This window comes from Pseudomonas ficuserectae (assembly GCF_024584585.1).
GTDB classification, from domain to species: domain Bacteria; phylum Pseudomonadota; class Gammaproteobacteria; order Pseudomonadales; family Pseudomonadaceae; genus Aquipseudomonas; species Aquipseudomonas amygdali.
The window spans coordinates 4,222,054-4,241,656 of the sequence record NZ_CP085684.1; the positions used below are offsets into that span (position 1 = coordinate 4,222,054).

Annotated in this window: 19 protein-coding genes, 4 tRNA genes and 1 riboswitch; of the genes, 7 read left to right on the top strand and 16 right to left on the bottom strand. The window is 56.0% G+C overall.

Going from position 1 to position 19,603, the window contains the following annotated elements:
• Positions 1-588 precede the first annotated feature (588 nt).
• The 4 genes from LJU29_RS18540 to LJU29_RS18555 all read right to left on the bottom strand — a co-directional run bounded on the left by LJU29_RS18540 (position 589) and on the right by LJU29_RS18555 (position 3,901).
• Positions 589-1,569 (bottom strand): IS5-like element ISPsy2 family transposase, encoded by a 981-nt coding sequence (locus LJU29_RS18540; RefSeq protein WP_054078085.1) that lies wholly within the window; start codon positions 1,567-1,569, stop codon positions 589-591.
• A 42-nt stretch (positions 1,570-1,611) separates the two neighbouring features.
• On the bottom strand, positions 1,612-2,253 hold the full coding sequence (locus LJU29_RS18545; protein ID WP_257111035.1) for a TIR domain-containing protein: 642 nt from the start codon (positions 2,251-2,253) through the stop codon (positions 1,612-1,614).
• Positions 2,254-2,456: 203 nt separating this feature from the next.
• Entirely contained in the window at positions 2,457-3,437 is a 981-nt protein-coding gene (locus tag LJU29_RS18550) for an IS5-like element ISPsy2 family transposase (protein ID WP_054078085.1), read from the bottom strand.
• Positions 3,438-3,493: 56 nt separating this feature from the next.
• Entirely contained in the window at positions 3,494-3,901 is a 408-nt protein-coding gene (locus LJU29_RS18555) for a hypothetical protein (RefSeq protein ID WP_257111036.1), read from the bottom strand.
• A gap of 179 nt (positions 3,902-4,080) precedes the next feature.
• On the opposite strand from LJU29_RS18555, the gene LJU29_RS18560 reads away from it, so the two are divergent.
• Both LJU29_RS18560 and LJU29_RS18565 read left to right on the top strand, forming a co-directional pair.
• Entirely contained in the window at positions 4,081-4,704 is a 624-nt protein-coding gene (locus LJU29_RS18560; RefSeq protein WP_005754938.1) for a recombinase family protein, read from the top strand.
• A 58-nt stretch (positions 4,705-4,762) separates the two neighbouring features.
• Positions 4,763-5,431 (top strand): hypothetical protein, encoded by a 669-nt coding sequence (locus LJU29_RS18565; protein WP_005754939.1) that lies wholly within the window; start codon positions 4,763-4,765, stop codon positions 5,429-5,431.
• A 109-nt stretch (positions 5,432-5,540) separates the two neighbouring features.
• On the opposite strand, the gene LJU29_RS18570 is transcribed toward LJU29_RS18565, so the two are convergent.
• A tRNA-Arg gene (locus LJU29_RS18570) sits at positions 5,541-5,617 on the bottom strand.
• A 315-nt stretch (positions 5,618-5,932) separates the two neighbouring features.
• On the opposite strand from LJU29_RS18570, the gene LJU29_RS18575 reads away from it, so the two are divergent.
• The 3 genes from LJU29_RS18575 (at position 5,933) to LJU29_RS18585 (ending at position 7,169) form a co-directional block, all read left to right on the top strand.
• Complete coding sequence (locus LJU29_RS18575; protein WP_002554421.1) at positions 5,933-6,172, top strand: hypothetical protein; 240 nt, start codon at positions 5,933-5,935, stop codon at positions 6,170-6,172.
• 39 nt (positions 6,173-6,211) lie between these two features.
• A complete protein-coding gene (locus LJU29_RS18580) occupies positions 6,212-6,397 on the top strand; it encodes a PA3371 family protein (RefSeq protein ID WP_002554422.1) in 186 nt (61 codons plus the stop codon).
• A 445-nt stretch (positions 6,398-6,842) separates the two neighbouring features.
• Entirely contained in the window at positions 6,843-7,169 is a 327-nt protein-coding gene (locus LJU29_RS18585) for an Arc family DNA-binding protein (protein ID WP_002554423.1), read from the top strand.
• 178 nt (positions 7,170-7,347) lie between these two features.
• On the opposite strand, the gene mgtE is transcribed toward LJU29_RS18585, so the two are convergent.
• On the bottom strand, positions 7,348-8,790 hold the full coding sequence (gene mgtE, locus LJU29_RS18590; RefSeq protein WP_002554424.1) for a magnesium transporter: 1,443 nt from the start codon (positions 8,788-8,790) through the stop codon (positions 7,348-7,350).
• Between the two features lie 324 nt (positions 8,791-9,114).
• Here mgtE and bamE point away from each other — a divergent pair, with 324 nt between their 5' ends.
• Positions 9,115-9,606, top strand: a complete 492-nt coding sequence (gene bamE / locus LJU29_RS18595; protein ID WP_057424139.1) for an outer membrane protein assembly factor BamE domain-containing protein — start codon at positions 9,115-9,117, stop codon at positions 9,604-9,606.
• A 43-nt stretch (positions 9,607-9,649) separates the two neighbouring features.
• Here the strand turns inward: bamE and LJU29_RS18600 are convergent.
• The 7 genes from LJU29_RS18600 to ltaE all read right to left on the bottom strand — a co-directional run bounded on the left by LJU29_RS18600 (position 9,650) and on the right by ltaE (position 15,612).
• Positions 9,650-9,726: transfer RNA gene (locus tag LJU29_RS18600), tRNA-Arg, on the bottom strand.
• Between the two features lie 87 nt (positions 9,727-9,813).
• Positions 9,814-9,890 (bottom strand) — tRNA-Arg (locus LJU29_RS18605).
• A gap of 109 nt (positions 9,891-9,999) precedes the next feature.
• Positions 10,000-10,090, bottom strand: a tRNA-Ser gene (locus LJU29_RS18610).
• A gap of 62 nt (positions 10,091-10,152) precedes the next feature.
• Positions 10,153-10,341, bottom strand: coding sequence for a carbon storage regulator CsrA (gene csrA, locus LJU29_RS18615; protein ID WP_002554426.1), 189 nt, complete (start codon positions 10,339-10,341; stop codon positions 10,153-10,155).
• A gap of 171 nt (positions 10,342-10,512) precedes the next feature.
• Positions 10,513-11,745: an aspartate kinase gene (locus LJU29_RS18620; RefSeq protein WP_257111037.1), complete on the bottom strand. Its 1,233-nt coding sequence runs from the start codon at positions 11,743-11,745 to the stop codon at positions 10,513-10,515.
• Between the two features lie 93 nt (positions 11,746-11,838).
• Positions 11,839-14,463, bottom strand: coding sequence for an alanine--tRNA ligase (gene alaS, locus LJU29_RS18625; protein ID WP_257111038.1), 2,625 nt, complete (start codon positions 14,461-14,463; stop codon positions 11,839-11,841).
• Positions 14,464-14,607: 144 nt separating this feature from the next.
• Positions 14,608-15,612, bottom strand: a complete 1,005-nt coding sequence (gene ltaE, locus LJU29_RS18630; protein WP_057424140.1) for a low-specificity L-threonine aldolase — start codon at positions 15,610-15,612, stop codon at positions 14,608-14,610.
• Between the two features lie 212 nt (positions 15,613-15,824).
• Positions 15,825-15,991, top strand: a riboswitch (FMN riboswitch).
• A gap of 126 nt (positions 15,992-16,117) precedes the next feature.
• On the opposite strand from ltaE, the gene LJU29_RS18635 reads away from it, so the two are divergent.
• Positions 16,118-16,630: a 6,7-dimethyl-8-ribityllumazine synthase gene (locus tag LJU29_RS18635; RefSeq protein ID WP_257111039.1), complete on the top strand. Its 513-nt coding sequence runs from the start codon at positions 16,118-16,120 to the stop codon at positions 16,628-16,630.
• Between the two features lie 240 nt (positions 16,631-16,870).
• Here the strand turns inward: LJU29_RS18635 and astE are convergent, their stop codons facing one another.
• From astE to astB, 3 genes are all read right to left on the bottom strand, one after another.
• Entirely contained in the window at positions 16,871-17,878 is a 1,008-nt protein-coding gene (astE, locus tag LJU29_RS18640; protein WP_257111040.1) for a succinylglutamate desuccinylase, read from the bottom strand.
• Positions 17,879-17,890: 12 nt separating this feature from the next.
• Positions 17,891-18,178 carry a hypothetical protein gene (locus LJU29_RS18645; protein ID WP_005754955.1) on the bottom strand — a complete coding sequence of 96 codons (288 nt, stop codon included), beginning with the start codon at positions 18,176-18,178 and terminating at the stop codon, positions 17,891-17,893.
• A gap of 61 nt (positions 18,179-18,239) precedes the next feature.
• Positions 18,240-19,586, bottom strand: coding sequence for an N-succinylarginine dihydrolase (gene astB / locus LJU29_RS18650; RefSeq protein ID WP_257111041.1), 1,347 nt, complete (start codon positions 19,584-19,586; stop codon positions 18,240-18,242).
• Positions 19,587-19,603 lie beyond the last annotated feature (17 nt).

Here is a 19,603-nt window from a genome sequence, read left to right on the forward strand (position 1 = left end):
TTCAGGCGGCTGCCACATACTCCTGAAAACCGGCGCTGTGCACGTCATTGCAGCGCTGGAGCAGGATCTGGTCGCTGAAGTGAACCGTATGACTGATGGCAAAGGCGCGCATGGCCTTCGACCAGGTTGGCGGTCCTGAGGTTGCAAACATCCTTCGCGCACTGTCGTATCTGGGGGTTTTCTTCCAGTATGGAGCGCTTGAGACCGCAAACCTGAGTATTCCTGTCATGGAGATACTGTCCAAGGAATCTGACCATTCGTGGCTGCAAGCTCTTTGAGATTAGCTAGAATCCTGAACACCTGAACTGTGCCAAGGGCTTCATCACCAAGGGCTTGAAAGCGGTACTATGCAGCTAGTGGTCCGTTGTTTTCGACATTTGCGCAAATCAAGACTCGATGATTTTCTCTCGCTCTAGAACTTGGCGGATTTCCTCAAACCTAGGGAAGGTCTGAAGTAGCCGGATGTTTTCCGGCTACCGAGTCCTCAGCACTTTTCAAAAAACGATGCATGTCGAAATTTGCTCAATTATCTTCGCTTTTTAGCTCTTTCGGCCGCTGCAAAACCTTTTGCGGTAACCATTTCCTGCATTACACGCGCACCTCTCCTGCGCTCGCCAACAAATGTCGGCGGGCCATCCACAGGTTTGACAGGGCGAACAACGTCACCATCTGCGCGGTGTTCTTGGCCAAGCCCCGAAAGCGCACTTTTTCATAGCCAAACTGGCGTTTGATGACCCGAAACGGATGCTCGACCTTGGCGCGAACCTGGGCCTTGGCCTTCTCGATTTTGCGGATCGCCTTGTACAAAATACTGCGTTTTCCGTGCTTTTTGTAAGTGCTGCGGCGGGCGGCAATCTGCCAAATGACCTTGCGCCCAGCGTGTTCTTCGCGCTTCTCGACCCCGGTGTAACCTGCGTCGGCGCAGACTACGTTTTCCTCGCCGTGCAGCAGTTTGGCAACCTGCGTGACGTCTGCCACATTGGCCGCTGTTACTACCACACTGTGCACCAGGCCTGACTCGTCGTCGGCGCCGATGTGAGCCTTGGCGCCGAAATAGTACTGGTTACCTTTCTTGGTTTGATGCATCTCAGGATCGCGTTTGCCATCCTTGTTCTTGGTCGAACTGGGCGCGTGAATCAGCGTGGCATCGACGATGGTGCCTTGACGCAACGACAAGCCACGGTCGCCCAGATAACCATTAATTACGCCGAGAATCCCGGTCGCCAACTCGTGCTTTTCCAGCAGACGACGGAAGTTGAGAATGGTGGTTTCGTCTGGAATTCGCTCCAGGCTCAGGCCTGAAAACTGACGCAGGATGGTCGTCTCATACAGCGCTTCTTCCATCGCCGGATCGCTGTAGCCGAACCAGTTCTGCATCAGATGAACACGCAGCATCGCCATCAGTGGGTAGGCGGGCCGGCCACCTTCTCCTTTTGGATAATAGGGCTCAATCAGGGCAATCAAGCCTTTCCAGGGCACCACCTGATCCATCTCGATCAGGAACAATTCCTTACGGGTCTGCTTGCGCTTGCCGGCATACTCGGCGTCGGCGAAGGTCATCTGTTTCATCATCGAAAAGCTCGGCGACTGGTGTCCGGAGATTTTGCCAAATTAGGAAGTCTTTTTCAGAGTTTCCCTAGATTTGATATCGCCTTTCGGAAAGCGGATTTGGCCAAGTCCTTGGATATTCGAAAATTCTTCGCAACCTTCCTCCAGTAACACGATTGCCCTAGTGAACCCTAGGCGCCCCTGGAAAAGCCCCACCTCGTGTATGACGTTGGTCCGGGCCTCCATCTTACCGTCTGCCTGCTCGTCTTCAGCTGTCATGACTATGAAGGCGACCACAGCGGAATCTAGCATTTCTGATAATCGCGCTATATTAGTAATGCCAGCTACAGGGACTCGATTGAACTCATCAAACGGCAATTTAAGTCTCTCAGTGACAAAATCTTTTAGGTCACGCCATACATGCGATCGTCCGTGCCCAATAAAAACGTTCGTTCCGACCAGCGAGTCTTTAACCATTTTCTTCCGCGACCTGAGGATGTAGGAGTATGCTTTTTTTAGAACAGGAAGAAGGCGACCTATCGCTTCGTGTGGCAGCCTGAAGGAGAACGCCTTGGCCGCGACGGAGACATGAGGAGGGGTCTGAATTCCTTGACTTATTGCGAGGTTATCACTGCTTCGAAACTGCCCTTTTGGTCCGGCAATTTTAATAAACAGATCGTCTGGGAGTATTTTTACTGCCCCCAACTCCTCGAGAAGAGATTCAACGTAAGTATCATTTACTTCACTTAAAAAGACCCTTAGGGAAGGTCTGAAGTAGCCGGATGTTTTCCGGCTACCGAGTCCTCAGCACTTTTCAAAAAACGATGCATGTCGAAATTTGCTCAATTATCTTCGCTTTTTAGCTCTTTCGGCCGCTGCAAAGCCTTTTGCGGTAACCATTTCCTGCATTACACGCGCACCTCTCCTGCGCTCGCCAACAAATGTCGACGGGCCATCCACAGGTTTGACAGGGCGAACAACGTCACCATCTGCGCGGTGTTCTTGGCCAAGCCCCGAAAGCGCACTTTTTCATAGCCAAACTGGCGTTTGATGACCCGAAACGGATGCTCGACCTTGGCGCGAACCTGGGCCTTGGCCTTCTCGATTTTGCGGATCGCCTTGTACAAAATACTGCGTTTTCCATGCTTTTTGTAAGTGCTGCGGCGGGCGGCAATCTGCCAAATGACCTTGCGCCCAGCGTGTTCTTCGCGCTTCTCGACCCCGGTGTAACCTGCGTCGGCGCAGACTACGTTTTCCTCGCCGTGCAGCAGTTTGGCAACCTGCGTGACGTCTGCCACATTGGCCGCTGTTACTACCACGCTGTGCACCAGGCCTGACTCGTCGTCGGCGCCGATGTGAGCCTTGGCGCCGAAATAGTACTGGTTACCTTTCTTGGTTTGATGCATCTCAGGATCGCGTTTGCCATCCTTGTTCTTGGTCGAACTGGGCGCGTGAATCAGCGTGGCATCGACGATGGTGCCTTGACGCAACGACAAGCCACGGTCGCCCAGATAACCATTAATTACGCCGAGAATCCCGGTCGCCAACTCGTGCTTTTCCAGCAGACGACGGAAGTTGAGAATGGTGGTTTCGTCTGGAATTCGCTCCAGGCTCAGGCCTGAAAACTGACGCAGGATGGTCGTCTCATACAGCGCTTCTTCCATCGCCGGATCGCTGTAGCCGAACCAGTTCTGCATCAGATGAACACGCAGCATCGCCATCAGTGGGTAGGCGGGCCGGCCACCTTCTCCTTTTGGATAATAGGGCTCAATCAGGGCAATCAAACCTTTCCAGGGCACCACCTGATCCATCTCGATCAGGAACAATTCCTTACGGGTCTGCTTGCGCTTGCCGGCATACTCGGCGTCGGCGAAGGTCATCTGTTTCATCATCGAAAAGCTCGGCGACTGGTGTCCGGAGATTTTGCCAAATTAGGAAGTCTTTTTCAGAGTTTCCTTAGACAAACTTCCGACTCCTGCTTGGCCTCTGCGAAAAGCTTTTCCCCTTCTTTTTTATAAGAATGAGCCTCTGAAAGATCAGGACTTTCAGCGATCTCATCTATGTAATCTAAAACGTCATCAAAAACATACTCAGCCCAATCGCCTGTCGTGCCATCCCCATAATGCGGTCTAAATCCTGAAATCTTACTGAAGTTCGCACCAGGCTCTGGCGGGAGAAAATCTCGGTAATAGACCCTTGAATGATATCCGAGCCATGACCCGCTGGCGGATTTGGCCACTTCCTCTGCGGCCTCATTCAATAGGGTCGGCGCGGACAGCTTTTCTTCGCTAACGTCCTGATACTTTTCTAGACGATTGATTACCTCCGATAGCCCTGCGTATTCCTCCGCCATCACCACCATCCTTTAATCCTAGATATTTACATGAGTATGCCGGATGCTGGATTTTCCCACCACGGTATGCCTGAGCTGATACACGCAAATATCAGTTTATTTCAGCCTTTCGCTTGATAAGTAACACCCAAAGTGCAACAGTATTGGTGAGACACCTAAACTGATACGGGACGCACATCATGTTCATCCGCGCATACCTCAGAGCATCGACCGAAGAGCAGGACGCCAGCCGCGCCCAGGCATCGCTTGAGCAGTTCGCTAGCGACCACAATAAGGTCATCGCCAGCGTGTACCTAGAGAACGCCAGCGGCGCGGCGGCAGACCGGCCGGAGCTGCTTCGCCTGCTCAAAGATGCGCGCAAAGGAGACGTGTTGCTGGTTGAATCAATCGATCGGCTATCCCGCTTGCCGGTGGATGACTGGCAGAAGCTCAAGGCTGCCATTGACTCCAAGGGGTTGCGCATCGTCGCCCTCGATCTGCCGACCAGCCACCAGGGGATGCAGGACACTAAAGGCGACGAGTTCACCGGGCGGATGCTGGGCGCGATTAACTCGATGCTGGTGGAGATGATGGCCGCAATCGCCCGCAAAGATTATGAGCAGCGGCGCGAACGCCAGGCGCAGGGAATCGAGAAGGCGAAAGCCGATGGCAAGTATCAGGGGCGACCAGTAGACGCCGATCTGCACAAGCGCGTTTCGGAACTGCTAGGCGCCGGCCTGGGCATTCGTGCGACAGCTCGGCACGCCAACTGCTCGACCACAACGGTTCTCCGCATTCGGGACATCGCAGCGATTGCCAAATGACGAGCTAGCCGCTTAATGTGATGAGCAACGCTTTTCCGCCCAAGAGAAAGGAAGTTCAGTGGCCGACTACATCAATAAAAGCATCATATGCCAGGCATACCTTCACATTGACCCAGTGCCAAAGGACTTAGACGAGGCCGCCCTCAAAGCAGAGCTAGAAAGCTTTCTGGGCGTGAGGGCGGAGTTCTTTCTCTACAAAGACGTCGGAACCGAGGTTGAGCTCAAGGAAGGATCACTCAAAATTTATCTCACAATTCTGGGGACCTTATACGCGGGTATAGCCCAGTATCCCGACTTCCGGCAGGGCGTAGAGCTATTCGCAGCAGACTCCAAGCGCGTATCGGACTACGCGATATCCGAAAGCCTGTTTTTGACGAAATCTCGCCATGATTGCGTGCTGCGTACGGAAGCACGAACCGGCGTATGTGGGACGCTGAAAAAAATTGCTGATGAGATCGACTACATCAAACGCGAATCTGGCGCCGCCGATCCCAGTCGTTTGATCGCTCGGATGGAAGCGCTGAAGAAGGAAATCTTTGTTTTCAAGGACAACGTTACCGACCCGGCAGACAAGGAGTGGGTTTTTCCACAATTGAAACAGTACGCAGACGAACAGATACCTAAAAGGGCCGTGCCTAAGGAGGACGAGTTCGTAAGCGCAGAGATTGCAAGTGCCTACATCCGTGAACGTGGGCTGCTTATGCGCTCAATGAATTTGGAGAATTAAGACACGCGATGACAGATCAAAACGGCAGACCGTAAAGTATGCCGCTGTCACCCTGCTGTCATGGCCACCGTTCGGAAATATAAGAAGTCGTTGAAAGTGCTGAATCATATGGTGTCCCAGGCGGGGTTCGAACCTGCAACCTTCCCCTTAGGAGGGGGATGCTCTATCCAATTGAGCTACTGAGACACTGCGTGCCAGCACACCGATCGGTGCCAGCGAGGACGGCGTGCATCTTAGCGGCATGTGCCGCTTTTGTCATGTCGTCATTGCCCTTCAGGGCTGTAGCCGATGTCGCCCCGAAACGCGGCTGAATAAACCGATCATGCAATTTGCAATCCCCCAAAAAGCCATCATTGCAAAACGCACTGCACCCAACTTTTTTCAATTGATATGTCATTGATTTAAAAGGAATTTTTATCATTTTCTGATTGGCATGCAGACTGCATTATCAGTATCAGTGAACACATCTCCTCCCAAACGGTCGGGCACAGGTACTGGAAAATGAACAAGACTCTCTCAGTGTTGAATGCGGCAGCTCTGGTGGCTCTGGTGGCATTTCATTTTCACGACTCAGGTGCCAGTGACACGCAGGTCACCGCACCTGCTCCTGTCCATCACCAGATCAGCCATGCGCCTCAGTTGGCCATCATGACTGACCGCATTGCTAGCGCAGCGGTATTGGCCAATGACGATGATGATTCACTTCAGATGCCACGCGCCGAGCAGCGCTGGATTTTCTGAGAACGTTTGAACCAGCCATTTTTTATAGAGAGAGTAGCCATGTCAAAATCCGCGTTGTCATTTCTGGTCCTGGCGATTATGGCTGTGATCGTTGACCTGTTGCTCCCTGTTCAAGCGCACACCCTGAGCATCGCTGCCAACATCGCTGCAGGCGTGTTCGCCAGTCTTTTTGTAGTAGCGCTTTTTCTCGGCCGTCGTATCAAATTTGACCCTGTGCTTCGCTAATCTAAAAGGCATAGCACCAAAAGCTCACAACCCTCTCGCTCAACCCGCTTATCGCGCCGAGCACCGCGCTCATATCCTCCAAATCCTCCTTTCGCCCCGTCCTCGCAACCCTTGGTCGGGTAGCTTCGTTTGCGCTGAATTCCGACCTACTCTCAGAGTCAAATGGCCATGATGGCAAAAAGAAGCTCGGTGACGTGCCCGGTTATTCAGGGGCAAATGCGAGGACTTTGCAAATTTGCTCGCATTTCTGATAATTGGTGCTGGCCAAACGCCGCCACCTGAGTCAATATTTGTCACAGAATTGACGCCAAGGATTCGACGTATTACGGCATGATGTCGGCCCCTTGGAACCCCGGTTGAACATTTGGCCAAAATGACTGTCTCACGATGACAATCTTGCGGCCACTTGCTAGAACCGCTTCCCCTGAACTAACCGGTTAAATATATGAGCCCTATGAAACAGGCTACTTATTCCAGCCGCACGGCTGACAAGTTCGTCGTTCGCCTACCAGACGGCATGCGTAATCGCGTGCAAGAGGTAGCCAAGAATCATCACCGCAGCATGAACTCGGAAATCATTGCTCGTCTCGAACAAAGCCTGATTCAGGAAGGTGCACTTGGTGATGAACCAAGCCTGCGTCTTGACAGTCCTGAGCTGTCCTTGCACGAACGCGAGCTGCTGCAACGTTTTCGTCAGCTTTCACATCGTCAACAGAATGCACTTGTTTCGCTGATTGCTCATGACACGGAACTCGCTTCCGAAGAGTCCTGAGACTTGGTGTAACAGACAAAGGCCAGCGAAAGCTGGCCTTTTTCGTTGTAGCCTTTTTCGTTAGTAGTCGTAGGCCTAGTGGCAGTACATGGCAAGCCGAAGACTTCGTCAGGGCATAAAAAAACCGCCTGATCATGGCGGTTTTTTTATTTTAAGAGCCTATCTTGAAACAGAAAGCTTAGAGCAGAAAGATCGTCGCCAACCCCAAGAAGATGAAGAAACCGCCGCTGTCGGTCATCGCCGTAATCATGACGCTTGCCCCCATGGCAGGGTCTCGCCCCAGGCGCGCCAGCGCCATAGGGATGGAAACGCCCATCAGCGCCGCCAGCAGCAGATTGAGCGTCATGGCTGCGGTCATGACCACGCCTAGCGACCAACTGCCATACAGCATGTAGGCAACCACGCCGATCACCCCGCCCCAGAGCAAACCGTTGATCAAGCCGACAGCCAGTTCCTTGCGCAGCAAGCGGGCGGTATTACCGGTATTGACCTGATCCAGCGCCATCGCGCGAACGATCATGGTGATGGTCTGATTACCGGAGTTGCCACCAATCCCGGCCACGATAGGCATCAGCGCAGCGAGCGCCACCAGCTTCTCGATGGAGCCTTCGAACAGGCCGATCACGCGCGAAGCCAGGAAGGCCGTCACCAGATTGACTGCCAGCCAGGCCCAACGGTTGCGCAGGGAACGCCATACCGAAGCGAAAATATCTTCTTCTTCGCGCAGACCCGCCATGTTGAGAACTTCGCTTTCGCTCTCTTCACGAATCAGGTCGACCATTTCATCGATGGTCAGACGGCCGATCAGCTTGCCGTTCTTGTCCACCACCGGCGTAGAGATAAGGTCGTAACGCTCGAAGGCCTGTGCCGCATCGTAGGCATCGTCTTCCGGGTGAAAGCTGACCGGATCGTTGGCCATGACTTCGCCAACCTGCTTCTCCGGATCATTGACCAGCAGGCGCTTGATCGGCAGCACGCCCTTGAGCACGCCTTCGGAGTCGACCACAAACAGTTTGTCGGTGTGGCCCGGCAGCTCTTTCAACCTGCGCAGGTAGCGCAGTACGACTTCAAGGCTGACATCCTCACGGATCGTCACCATCTCGAAGTCCATCAGCGCACCGACCTGATCCTCGTCATAGGACAAAGCCGAACGGACACGCTCACGCTGTTGTGAATCCAGTGCCTCCATAAGCTCGTGAACGACATCACGGGGCAACTCGGGAGCAAGGTCGGCCAGTTCGTCGGCGTCCATGTCCCGTGCCGCCGCGAGCAACTCGTGATCATCCATGTCGGCGATCAGGGTTTCACGAACGGAATCGGATACTTCAAGAAGAATGTCGCCGTCACGCTCAGCCTTGACCAGCTGCCATACGGTCAGACGATCTTCCAGAGGCAGGGCTTCGAGGATATAAGCGACGTCGGCAGAGTGAAGGTCTTCAAGCTTGCGTTGCAACTCGACGAGGTTCTGCCGGTGAACCAGGTTTTCTACACGGTCCTGATGCTGACCTTCCTGACGATGGGTCAGGTCTTCAACAATACGCTGGCGCTGCAGCAGATCGACAACCTGAGCCAGGCGATCCTGCAAGCTTTCCTGCGTTTTTTTTACTTCTCTTTCGGTCATAGGCGAACTCCACTCCCAGCAGCGGAGCACGCCGGGAGATCAATCAGTTAATTCATGATTGTTGAAAAACATTATTGAGTAACGACTGGGTAAGTCCATGGAGGTGTTCCACAAGCCCCGGCGGAGCTGACGGGCGCAATGATACACCGCTTTTAGAGAAGCGCATGCGAGAAATTCGGCCTATAACAACCGTTTGCAGCACAAACCTGTAAAACTCTGTGAGCTGGCCCGGCCTCAACGTCACATTCAGCCAAGAAAACCTGCTCGCCGCCTCCAGAGGCTGCGGCTAGGCTTGCACGACACCCTGTCATGGAGGACTTGAGCATGCGCACGGCCGTTCATCTATCCCTGTGGAGCGCTCTACTCTGCGCTCCTGCACCCGCGACCGCCAGCACTGTTCATCGCTGCGAAGACGCTTCCGGAAAAGTCATGTTCACCACTCTCGGCTGCCCCGAAGGCCACAGCACCAGCATGCAAAGGGCCTTCAATGCGCCACCGGGAACCAACATCGGGTTACTCCCGCCCGCAAACCTTTCAGCGCCAACACGCAGGAAGCCCGCGAGCCAGGAACTGGTCGTGGTCGACACGCGCGATGATGGTTGCGGCAACCGCCTGAGCGCCGAACAGCGTCGGGCAGCTATCATCAACCAGCGCACCCCTCCCGGCATGACGCAGCGTGATGTCGAGAGCCTGCTGGGACGCCCCGACAAAATCACCAACCGTAATGGCGAATTGCATTACGTGTACAACCAGAAAAAAGGCCGCAGCAATAATGTGACATTCGACGGGAACGGATGCGTTAAAGGAAAACGCTAGAAAGCAAAAAGCCCACATCTTTCGATGTGGGCTTTTCGTTGTATGGTGCACTCGACAGGATTCGAACCTGTGACCGCTCGGTTCGTAGCCGAGTACTCTATCCAGCTGAGCTACGAGTGCATTGGTGTTTTTAGACCAGATCACCTCTGGTTGAAGCCAGTTATCGGAAACCTTGTAATTGCTTACAACACTTCAAACAACTTTAAATGGTGCACTCGACAGGATTCGAACCTGTGACCGCTCGGTTCGTAGCCGAGTACTCTATCCAGCTGAGCTACGAGTGCATGTGTTGGTGCCGCGCATTATAGGTCGTAAAATTGTTTAGTCAAGCACTTTTTCTAGTAAATTCAACAACTTACCGATCAAGACCAATCTTACGCACTACATAAATAATGGCGGAGAACGGGGGATTCGAACCCCCGACACCCTTTTGAGGTGTACTCCCTTAGCAGGGGAGCGCCTTCGGCCACTCGGCCAGCTCTCCGCAACACGGGGCGTATAATAACCACCCTTTTCCCCGTTTGCAAACCAAAAATTCAATAAAAATTAATGGCTTGGTTCTTCGTCCTTCTCTTTCTTGATGCGAAGGTAAATCTCTTCACGGTGGACAGCGACTTCCTTGGGCGCATTGACACCAATACGCACCTGATTACCCTTCACTCCGAGCACGGTCACGGTAATCTCACCGTCACCAATGATCAGGCTTTCCGCGCACCGACGAGTCAGAATCAGCATACTTTTCTCCTTACGCCTTTATTCAGGGACAACAGTCTGCAAACCAGTAGGCATCGACCTGTAGCACAAGGCCACAACCCTTACCTGTGTATCGACTAACGCAAAGAAAACCACAGCCTTTCTGCGCAGCACCCGAAAGACGCGGTCAGACCGCGCCCTTCGACGACAGGATCACTCACCCTGCCGCGGAGCATCCAGCTCAAAAGCCGTGTGCAACGCGCGCACAGCCAACTCCAGATACTTCTCTTCGATGACCACGGAAACCTTGATTTCCGACGTGGAGATCATCTGTATATTGATACTTTCCTTGGCCAATGCTTCAAACATACGGCTGGCAACGCCTGCATGCGAGCGCATGCCGACACCGACAATGGACACCTTGGCGATCTTGGTATCGCCGGACACTTCACGAGCGCTGATCTCACGTGCGGTGGACTCAAGCACCTGCAAGGCCGCCTGATAGTCGTTGCGATGGATCGTGAAGGTGAAATCGGTGGTGTTATCGTGCGAAACATTCTGCACGATCATGTCGACTTCGATATTGGCCGCGCTGATCGGGCCGAGAATCTTGAACGCTACGCCGGGGGTGTCTGGCACACCACGGATGGTCAGCTTGGCTTCATCGCGGTTGAAGGCGATGCCGGAAATGATCGGCTGTTCCATGGATTCCTCTTCATCGATTGTAATGAGGGTGCCCGGCCCCTCTTTGAAGCTGTGCAAAACGCGCAGCGGGACGTTGTATTTGCCGGCGAACTCGACCGCACGGATCTGTAGCACCTTGGACCCGAGGCTGGCCATTTCCAGCATCTCTTCGAAGGTGATCTTGTCGAGGCGCTGAGCCAGTGACACGACACGCGGGTCGGTGGTGTACACACCATCGACGTCAGTGTAGATCTGGCACTCGTCAGCTTTCAGCGCTGCGGCCAGCGCAACACCGGTAGTGTCCGAGCCACCACGGCCGAGGGTGGTGATGTTGCCGTGCTCATCGACGCCCTGGAAGCCGGCGACCACCACCACACGACCGGCTTTCAGGTCGGAGCGGATCTTCTGGTCGTCGATCTGCAGGATGCGCGCCTTGTTATGCGCGCTGTCGGTAAGGATACGGACCTGATTGCCGGTGTAGGACACCGCAGGCACGCCACGTTTCATCAGCGCCATCGCCAGCAGCGCGATGGTGACCTGCTCGCCAGTGGAAACGATCACGTCCAGTTCACGGGGAACCAGCTGATCACTGATCTGCCTGGCCAGCTCGATCAAACGGTTGGTTTCGCCGCTCATGGCCGACAGCACGACCACAAGGTCGTCTCCAGCCTCACGGAATTTCTTGACCTTGTCGGCCACCTGCTCGATGCGCTCTACAGAGCCCACCGAGGTGCCGCCAAATTTCTGTACGATTAAAGCCATCTCAAAGCCGCCTCAGAACCCGTTAAGAGCACCTATTAACCCATTCAAATCCTTGCAAGGCCTGCCGGCAATCGACAGGCCTGCAGACTCGACTCAGATACCCTGCTCTACAAAAGGAACGGCCAGTGCCAGCGCTGAATCCAGCGCACCTGCATCGACACCACCGCCTTGAGCCATATCAGGACGCCCACCGCCTTTACCACTGACAGCGGCAGCCGCCTGCTTCATCAAATCACCGGCTTTGAGTTGGCCAGTCAGGTCCTTGGTCACGCCTGCGACCAAGACAACCTTGTCCTCATGAACACTGCCGAGCAGGATCACTGCGCGGCCGAGCTTGTTCTTCAACTGGTCGACAAGCGCCAGCAGCGCCTTGCCGTCCTGGCCATCCAGGCGCGTAGCCAGAACCTTGACCCCTTTGACATCCAGCGCGGCAGCCGACAGGTCGTCGCCGGCGGCACTGGCTGCCTTGGCTTGCAGTTGTTCCAGTTGTTTTTCCAGCAGACGGTTGCGCTCAAGCACAGCCGTCAGCTTGTCCAGCAGGTTGTCGCGATTGCCTTTGACCAGCGTCGCGGCTTCCTTGAGTTGATCTTCGGCCGCATTCAGCCAGGCCAGCGCAGCAGCACCGGTAACCCCCTCGATACGCCGCACACCTGCAGCGACACCGCCTTCACTGACGATCTTGAACAGCGCGATGTCACCGGTGCGGCTGGCGTGAATGCCACCACACAGCTCGACGGAAAACTCGCCGCCCATGCTCAGTACGCGAACACTGTCGCCGTACTTTTCGCCGAACAGCGCCATGGCGCCCTTCTTCTTCGCCGTGTCGATATCGGTTTCTTCGGTCATTACCTCGGTGTTCTTGCGAATCTCGGCGTTGACTATATCTTCCAGCGCACGCAGTTGCTCGGGCTTGATCGCCTCGAAATGGCTGAAGTCAAAGCGCAGGCGCTGACTGTCGACCAGCGAGCCTTTCTGTTGAACATGCTCACCCAGCACCTGACGCAATGCGGCGTGCAGCAAGTGAGTGGCCGAATGGTTCAATTTGGTTGCATCGCGAACTTCATCGGCCACCTGTGTTTCAACCTGGGCGCCGACGCTCAGGCTGCCGGAGGCCACAACACCGTGGTGCAGGAACGCACCGCCAGTCTTGGTGGTGTCACTGACATCAAAACGCACATCACCGGCATGCAGGAAACCACTGTCGCCGATCTGACCGCCTGATTCGGCATAGAACGGGGTGGTGTCGAGAATCACCACGCCCTCTTCGCCTTCATTCAGGTGAGTGACCGACTGACCTTCTTTATACAGCGCCACAACGCTGGCGCTGCCAGTCGTTGCAGAGTAACCGGTGAACTGCGTGGCGACGTCAACCTTGACCAGGCTGTTGTAATCCATGCCAAACGAGCTGGCCGAACGGGCGCGCACGCGCTGGGCGTCCATTTCACGCTCGAAGCCGGCTTCGTCCAGGGTCAGATTGCGCTCGCGGGCGATGTCACCCGTCAGGTCCATCGGGAAACCGTAGGTGTCGTACAGCTTGAACACGACTTCACCCGGCACCACGGTGCCCTTGAGGTCAGCCAGATCCTGTTCAAGAATTTTCAGACCCTGTTCAAGGGTCTTGGCGAACTGTTCCTCTTCACCTTTCAGCACGCGCTCGATATGCGACTGCTGTTGCACCAGCTCAGGGAACGCAGACCCCATCTCGGCAACCAGCGCGGCAACGATCTGATAGAAGAAGCTGCCCTTGGCACCCAGCTTGTTGCCGTGACGACAGGCGCGCCGAATGATGCGGCGCAGCACATAGCCACGACCTTCGTTGGAAGGCAGCACGCCGTCTGCGATCAGGAAACCGCAAGAACGGATGTGGTCCGCCACGACCTTCAGCGAAGCCTGGTTGTCATTGCTGCAACCAATGGCCTTGGCCGACGCAGCCAGCAGGCTCTGGAACAGGTCGATTTCATAGTTGGAATGTACGTGTTGCAGAACGGCACTGACACGTTCAAGCCCCATACCGGTATCGACCGAGGGCGCCGGCAGTGGGTGCAACACGCCATCAGCCGTACGGTTGAACTGCATGAATACGTTGTTCCAGATTTCGATGTAACGGTCACCGTCTTCTTCCGGCGAGCCTGGCGGGCCACCCCAGATTTCAGGGCCGTGATCGAAGAAAATCTCGCTGCAAGGACCGCATGGCCCGGTATCGCCCATCGTCCAGAAGTTATCGGAGGCGTAAGGCGCGCCTTTGTTGTCGCCGATACGAACCATGCGCTCGGCAGGCACGCCGATCTCTTTGGTCCAAATGTCGTAGGCTTCGTCGTCGGTCGCGTAGACCGTGACCCAAAGCTTTTCCTTGGGCAGGTTCAGCCATTTCTCGGAGGTCAGGAAGGTCCAGGCGTAGGTGATGGCATCACGCTTGAAATAGTCACCGAAGCTGAAGTTGCCCAGCATTTCGAAAAAAGTGTGGTGACGAGCGGTATAGCCGACGTTTTCCAGGTCGTTGTGCTTGCCACCGGCACGCACGCATTTCTGACTGGTAACGGCGCGGGTGTAGGCGCGTTTTTCCTGGCCCAGGAAGCAATCCTTGAACTGGTTCATGCCTGCGTTAGTGAACAGCAGGGTTGGGTCATTGCCCGGAATCAAGGAGCTTGAAGCAACACGGGTGTGGCCTTGCTCTTCGAAGAAGCCAAGGAAGGCTTCACGGATTTCTGCGCTTTTCATAGGTTCTTCCACGGAGACTGCGGCCAGAGGCAAGTGCAAAACGTCAAATGACGTAGCGACGGCAAAGGGCCGCATTATATAGGCGTTGCGCCCTCGGTACAGTGTGTTTGTGCGATAGAAACAAGTAACTGGATTATCGTGATCTCATGAGTGTTCAAAGGCTGCAAATGCAGCGATGACCTGTTCAACCTGCGCACGCGACACATTCAGATGGGTCACCATGCGCAGCCGCGCTGCGGCTGTGAGCACGATGCCACGCTCGGCGCAGAACGCCTTGAGTGCTGCAGCGCGCTCACCAATCTGCACGTAGACCATGTTGGTCTGCACCGGCTCGACAGCGTAGCCGAGCCCGCTCAGGCCTTCGGCCAGAAACGCAGCATTGGCATGGTCATCCGCCAGCCGCTCGACCTGATGATCCAGCGCGTAGAGCCCTGCGGCAGCCAGCCCTCCGGCCTGACGCATGCCGCCACCGAGCATTTTGCGCAAGCGGCGCGCTCTGGCGATCAACGACTGCGATCCGCACAGCACCGAGCCGATCGGTGCGCCCAGGCCCTTGGAAAGGCACACCGATACCGAATCGAAGTGCCGGGTAATCTCGCGGACATCGACGCCCAGCCTGACCGATGCGTTGTACAGCCGTGCGCCGTCCAGATGAAGGGCGAGGCCTTTTTCCAGCGTCAGTGTGCGTGCGGCGGCCAGGTATTCCAACGGTAGCACCTTGCCCTGCATGGTGTTTTCCAGGGCCAGCAGGCGTGTGCGGGCGAAGTGAAAGTCATCGGGTTTGATGGCGTCGAGCACCTGCTGCAAGTCCAGCGAGCCATCGGCCTGCACGTCCAGTGGCTGTGGCTGAATAGAGCCCAGCACCGCTGCACCGCCGCCTTCGTACTTATACGTGTGGGCCTGCTGACCGACAATGTATTCATCGCCACGCTCACAGTGCGCCATCAGTGCCAGCAGATTGCTCATGGTGCCTGACGGGACAAACAGCGCGGCATCAAACCCGAGGCGCTCGGCGAGCGTCGCTTCGAGCAGGTTGACGGTGGGGTCCTCACCATAGACGTCATCGCCGACGGGCGCACGCGCCATGGCATCCCGCATACCGGACGTAGGCAGAGTCACTGTGTCGCTGCGCAGATCGATGACAGTCACGAAAACGCTCCCTGAAGTTGAAGATCGATAATGCATGCAACCTTTGGCTTGCAACAAGGCATTACTGAGGCCACAGCACATGATAATCAAGCGCCGTCACTCTCGATACTCTGTGCCCTTATAAGAAAAAGGTAGGTACACCGTACGAAAGTGTCCATGCATGATCCGGCGAACTGTGATAAAAATCCTGCGCCGGCCACGTAAAGTGCCGGCAACGTTCTCAGGGCGGGGTGCAATTCCCCACCGGCGGTAATGGCGCGCAATGCGTCTAGCCCGCGAGCGCTTGGGGGTCGCAGCTTTGGCTGGCGATCGGCAAGGTCAGCAGACCCGGTGTGATTCCGGGGCCGACGGTCATAGTCCGGATGAAGAGAGAGCGGGATTGGTGTCTGCAAGAACGTCTGCAAAACCTCATCATGAACGACATCGTTCAGGAGGCTTTCCTACGCGACTTGAATCCCTTTCGATCCAAACGCCCTGTTTTTTCCATAAACAGGAGTCAGAACACGTGCAACCTACTGCAATCGACAGCAAAAGCAAAAGCCACCCGAACGAACGCGTCGCCTTCATCCAGGCCTGCTGGCACAAGGATATCGTCGATCAAAGCCGTAAAGGTTTTATCGCCGAGATGGCCAATCATGGCTATGCGGAAAGTGACATCGACATCTTTGAAGTGGGCGGTGCCTTCGAAATTACGCTGCATGCAAAACTGCTGGCCAATACCGGCCGTTACGCTGGCATCGTCGGCGCTGCACTGGTAGTGGACGGCGGCATCTATCGCCATGAATTCGTTGCGCAGTCAGTGGTCAGCGCGCTGATGCAGGTCCAGCTGGAAACCGAAGTACCGGTGTTTTCCGTGGTCCTGACACCGCACCACTTCCATGCGGGCGAAGAACACCAGAAGTTCTTCTTCGATCACTTCTCGCACAAAGGCGAAGAAGCGGCCAAGACCTGCGCTGACACCTTGAACAAGGTACGCAGCCTGCGCCGTCTGGACGCACAGCAGAAAGCGGCCTGCTGAAACGCGTAGCAGCGGCACGAGAGGCGTTCGTCAGGACGACTCTCGTTGCGCAGGTTCTATGTCGCAAAGAGGACGCAGAGCGTCCAGAACGGCATGCCGACGCGGAGCGTCGCACGATAGTCGAGATTATCGCTCCTCACGCTGCAGCGTCGCACGATAGTTGAGATTATCGTTCCTCACGCTCCAGCGTGGGAATGCAGTTCTGGACGCTCTGCGTCCGGTCTTGAGGGTGCCCAGCGATCAGCCAAGGCTACCCGCATCAGTCGGCACAATCAGAATCCCCGCCCGCAGGCCGTTTTTGACCTTCGGGTTGGGGAAGATGATTCTCGCGCCATCCTCCTCTACCACCCAGCGTGAACCACCCGCGTCTTCGGCCAGCACGTAGCCCTTTTCCAGCGGTGAGAAGTTTTCTACAGCATCGGCTAGGTTGAACGTGAATGCATCGGTGCGCTTGATGACTTCGCGTGCCACGCTGAACAGTTGCAACCCCTCAAGATTTTCATCCAGCTCGGGCTCGCGGCCTTCGATGATCTGCTCCAGACGCAGACGCAGCGGCGCAAGGTTGACCTGTTGGTTCTGGCCGAACGGCCGGGCCTTGCCCAGTTCCAGAGTGAAGGCCTCGGCACCCAGCTGATCGTAGGTATAGGCGCTGAACACAATGGACGGCTTGTTCTGCAACAACACCGCACTCATCCCCGCAGCACGCAGCCGGGCCAGTTCGAGACGCGAGTGCTGACGGCCTTCTTTCCACGGGTACAGCGCGAACTGCTCGATCTTCGAACCGCGAATGGCAGTGTGCAGGTCGTAATGCAGGCGGTAGCGATCCGGCAGGCTGAAAAAGCTGGCGGCCAGGTGCTCCAGCTCGCAGGCACGCAGGGCTTCTACACCGCCACTTTGCTCGTGACGACCGTTGAACAGCCGATTGACGTCCTGCTCGACAAACCGGGTACCGCGCCGCATGGCGTCGGGATTGCCAAACAGAAACAGAATACGTGCGCGCGGTTTAAGGTCGCCGCGCGCGATGCTGCGGATCAGCTCATCCAGCAGCTCGATGGGTGCAGTCTCGTTGCCATGAATACCGGCAGAGAGCAGCAGGTCCGTGCCATTGTCACGGACCTCCGGCGGGCGGACCTCCAGAGCCCCCTCGCCCATCCATCGCATTCGCACGCCTTCGACGGTCAGTTGAGTCTTTTCCGCTGGCTCACGTCCAGCCAGGGTCAGTTCAAGCAATTTGCCGAGGGCGAGCATAGGGCAACTTCCTTAGTGGTTGCAGTCAGGACCGTGAACGTGACCGTCTTCGTCGGCACCTACGTCGGCCGGTTCCATTTCCAGTTGCAGGCTGACCAGGTTGGTTGCCAACGGGCGCAGCAGCAGGTTGGCGTACTCGGCATCGTCTTCTTCGACATCAACACCGATCAGCAATTGGCCACGGCCATCCTGCTGAATCCACAGCTCCTTGCCCTGCCAGATAATGGCAACGCGGGTGCAAGAGGTTTCCAGCTGGGTGCCATCGGTGTCTTCAAGGATCAGTTGCAGGGCGTCGCTCATAGTCGGAATGCTCTAGATAAAGAAATCATGCGCCAGACATTTGCCCGGCGCGCAGGGTGTTTCAATTCAGTTGAAACGGATAGGCGGCACCCAGTTTAAGGATTTGCGTCAGTTCATCCAATGCCGTACGGCATTCGGTCAGCAATCGGGGATCGGCCAGATCGTTTTCACTCATGCGATCACGGTAGTGCCTGTCGACCCATTGCGTCAGCGTGTCGTACAGCGGCGCGGTCATGATCACGCCAGGGTTCACCGCAGCCAGCTCGGTTTCCTTGAGCGCTACACGCAGTCGCAGGCAGGCAGGGCCGCCGCCGTTCTGCATGCTTTGCTTGAGATCGAACACTTTGACCTGGGCAACCGGGCTGTCATCGGCAATCAACCGCTGCAGATAAGCCCAGACGCTCGCATTGGCCTGACACTCCTGCGGCACGATCAGCAGCATCGAGCCGTCCGGGCGTGACAACAACTGGCTATTGAACAGGTAAGAGCGCACCGCATCCTGCACCGAGACGTCGGCACGCGGTACACAAATCGCCCGCAACTGCCCGCCGACACGGCCGAGTTTGTCGCGCAGCTCATTAAGCATTGGCTCGGTGTTGAGGAATGCATCCTCGTGATAGAACAGCACCTCACCGTTGCCGACCGCGATCACATCGTTATGAAATACACCCTGATCGATGACAGCCGGGTTTTGCTGAGCATAAACCACACCGCCCTCGCTCAAGCCATGCAAACGCGCAACAGCTCGTGACGCTTCCAGGGTCTGGCGGGCCGGATACTTTTGCGGTGCCGGGTAGCGGGTATCGAACGCACTGCGGCCAAAAACGAAAAACTCCACGCCGGGCTGGCCGTAGTCCTGACAGAAACGGGTGTGGTTGGCCGCGCCTTCGTCACCGAACTGCGCGACTGGTGGCAACGCAGGATGATGGGCAAAGTGCTTTGCATCGGCAAACATCGCCCCCAGCACGCGGCTGGTGGTCGGGTGCTCGATGCTGCGATGGTATTTGCAGTTGAGGTTGGCTGCCGTGAAATGCACGCGCCCATCTGCGGTGTCGGCACTGGGGCTGACCGTCGCCGCGTTGGCCACCCACATGCTCGACGCCGAGCAACTGGCAACCAGCAATGTCATATCCTGACGGGCGGCTTTTTCAATCACCTGTTCATCGCTGCCGGTGAAACCCAGCTGCCGCAAACCGGCCACATCAGGGCGTTCCTGCGGTGCCAGCACGCCCTGGGTAAAGCCCAGGTCCATCAGCGCTTTCATTTTCGCCAGGCCTTGCAGCGCTGCTTCACGCGGGTTCGCGCATTGCTGGCTGTTACTCTGGGAGGCGACATTACCGTAGGACAACCCGCCGTAGTTGTGGGTTGGCCCGACCAGACCGTCACAATTCACTTCACAGGACTTCATCGGCAAGGCTCCGTGGA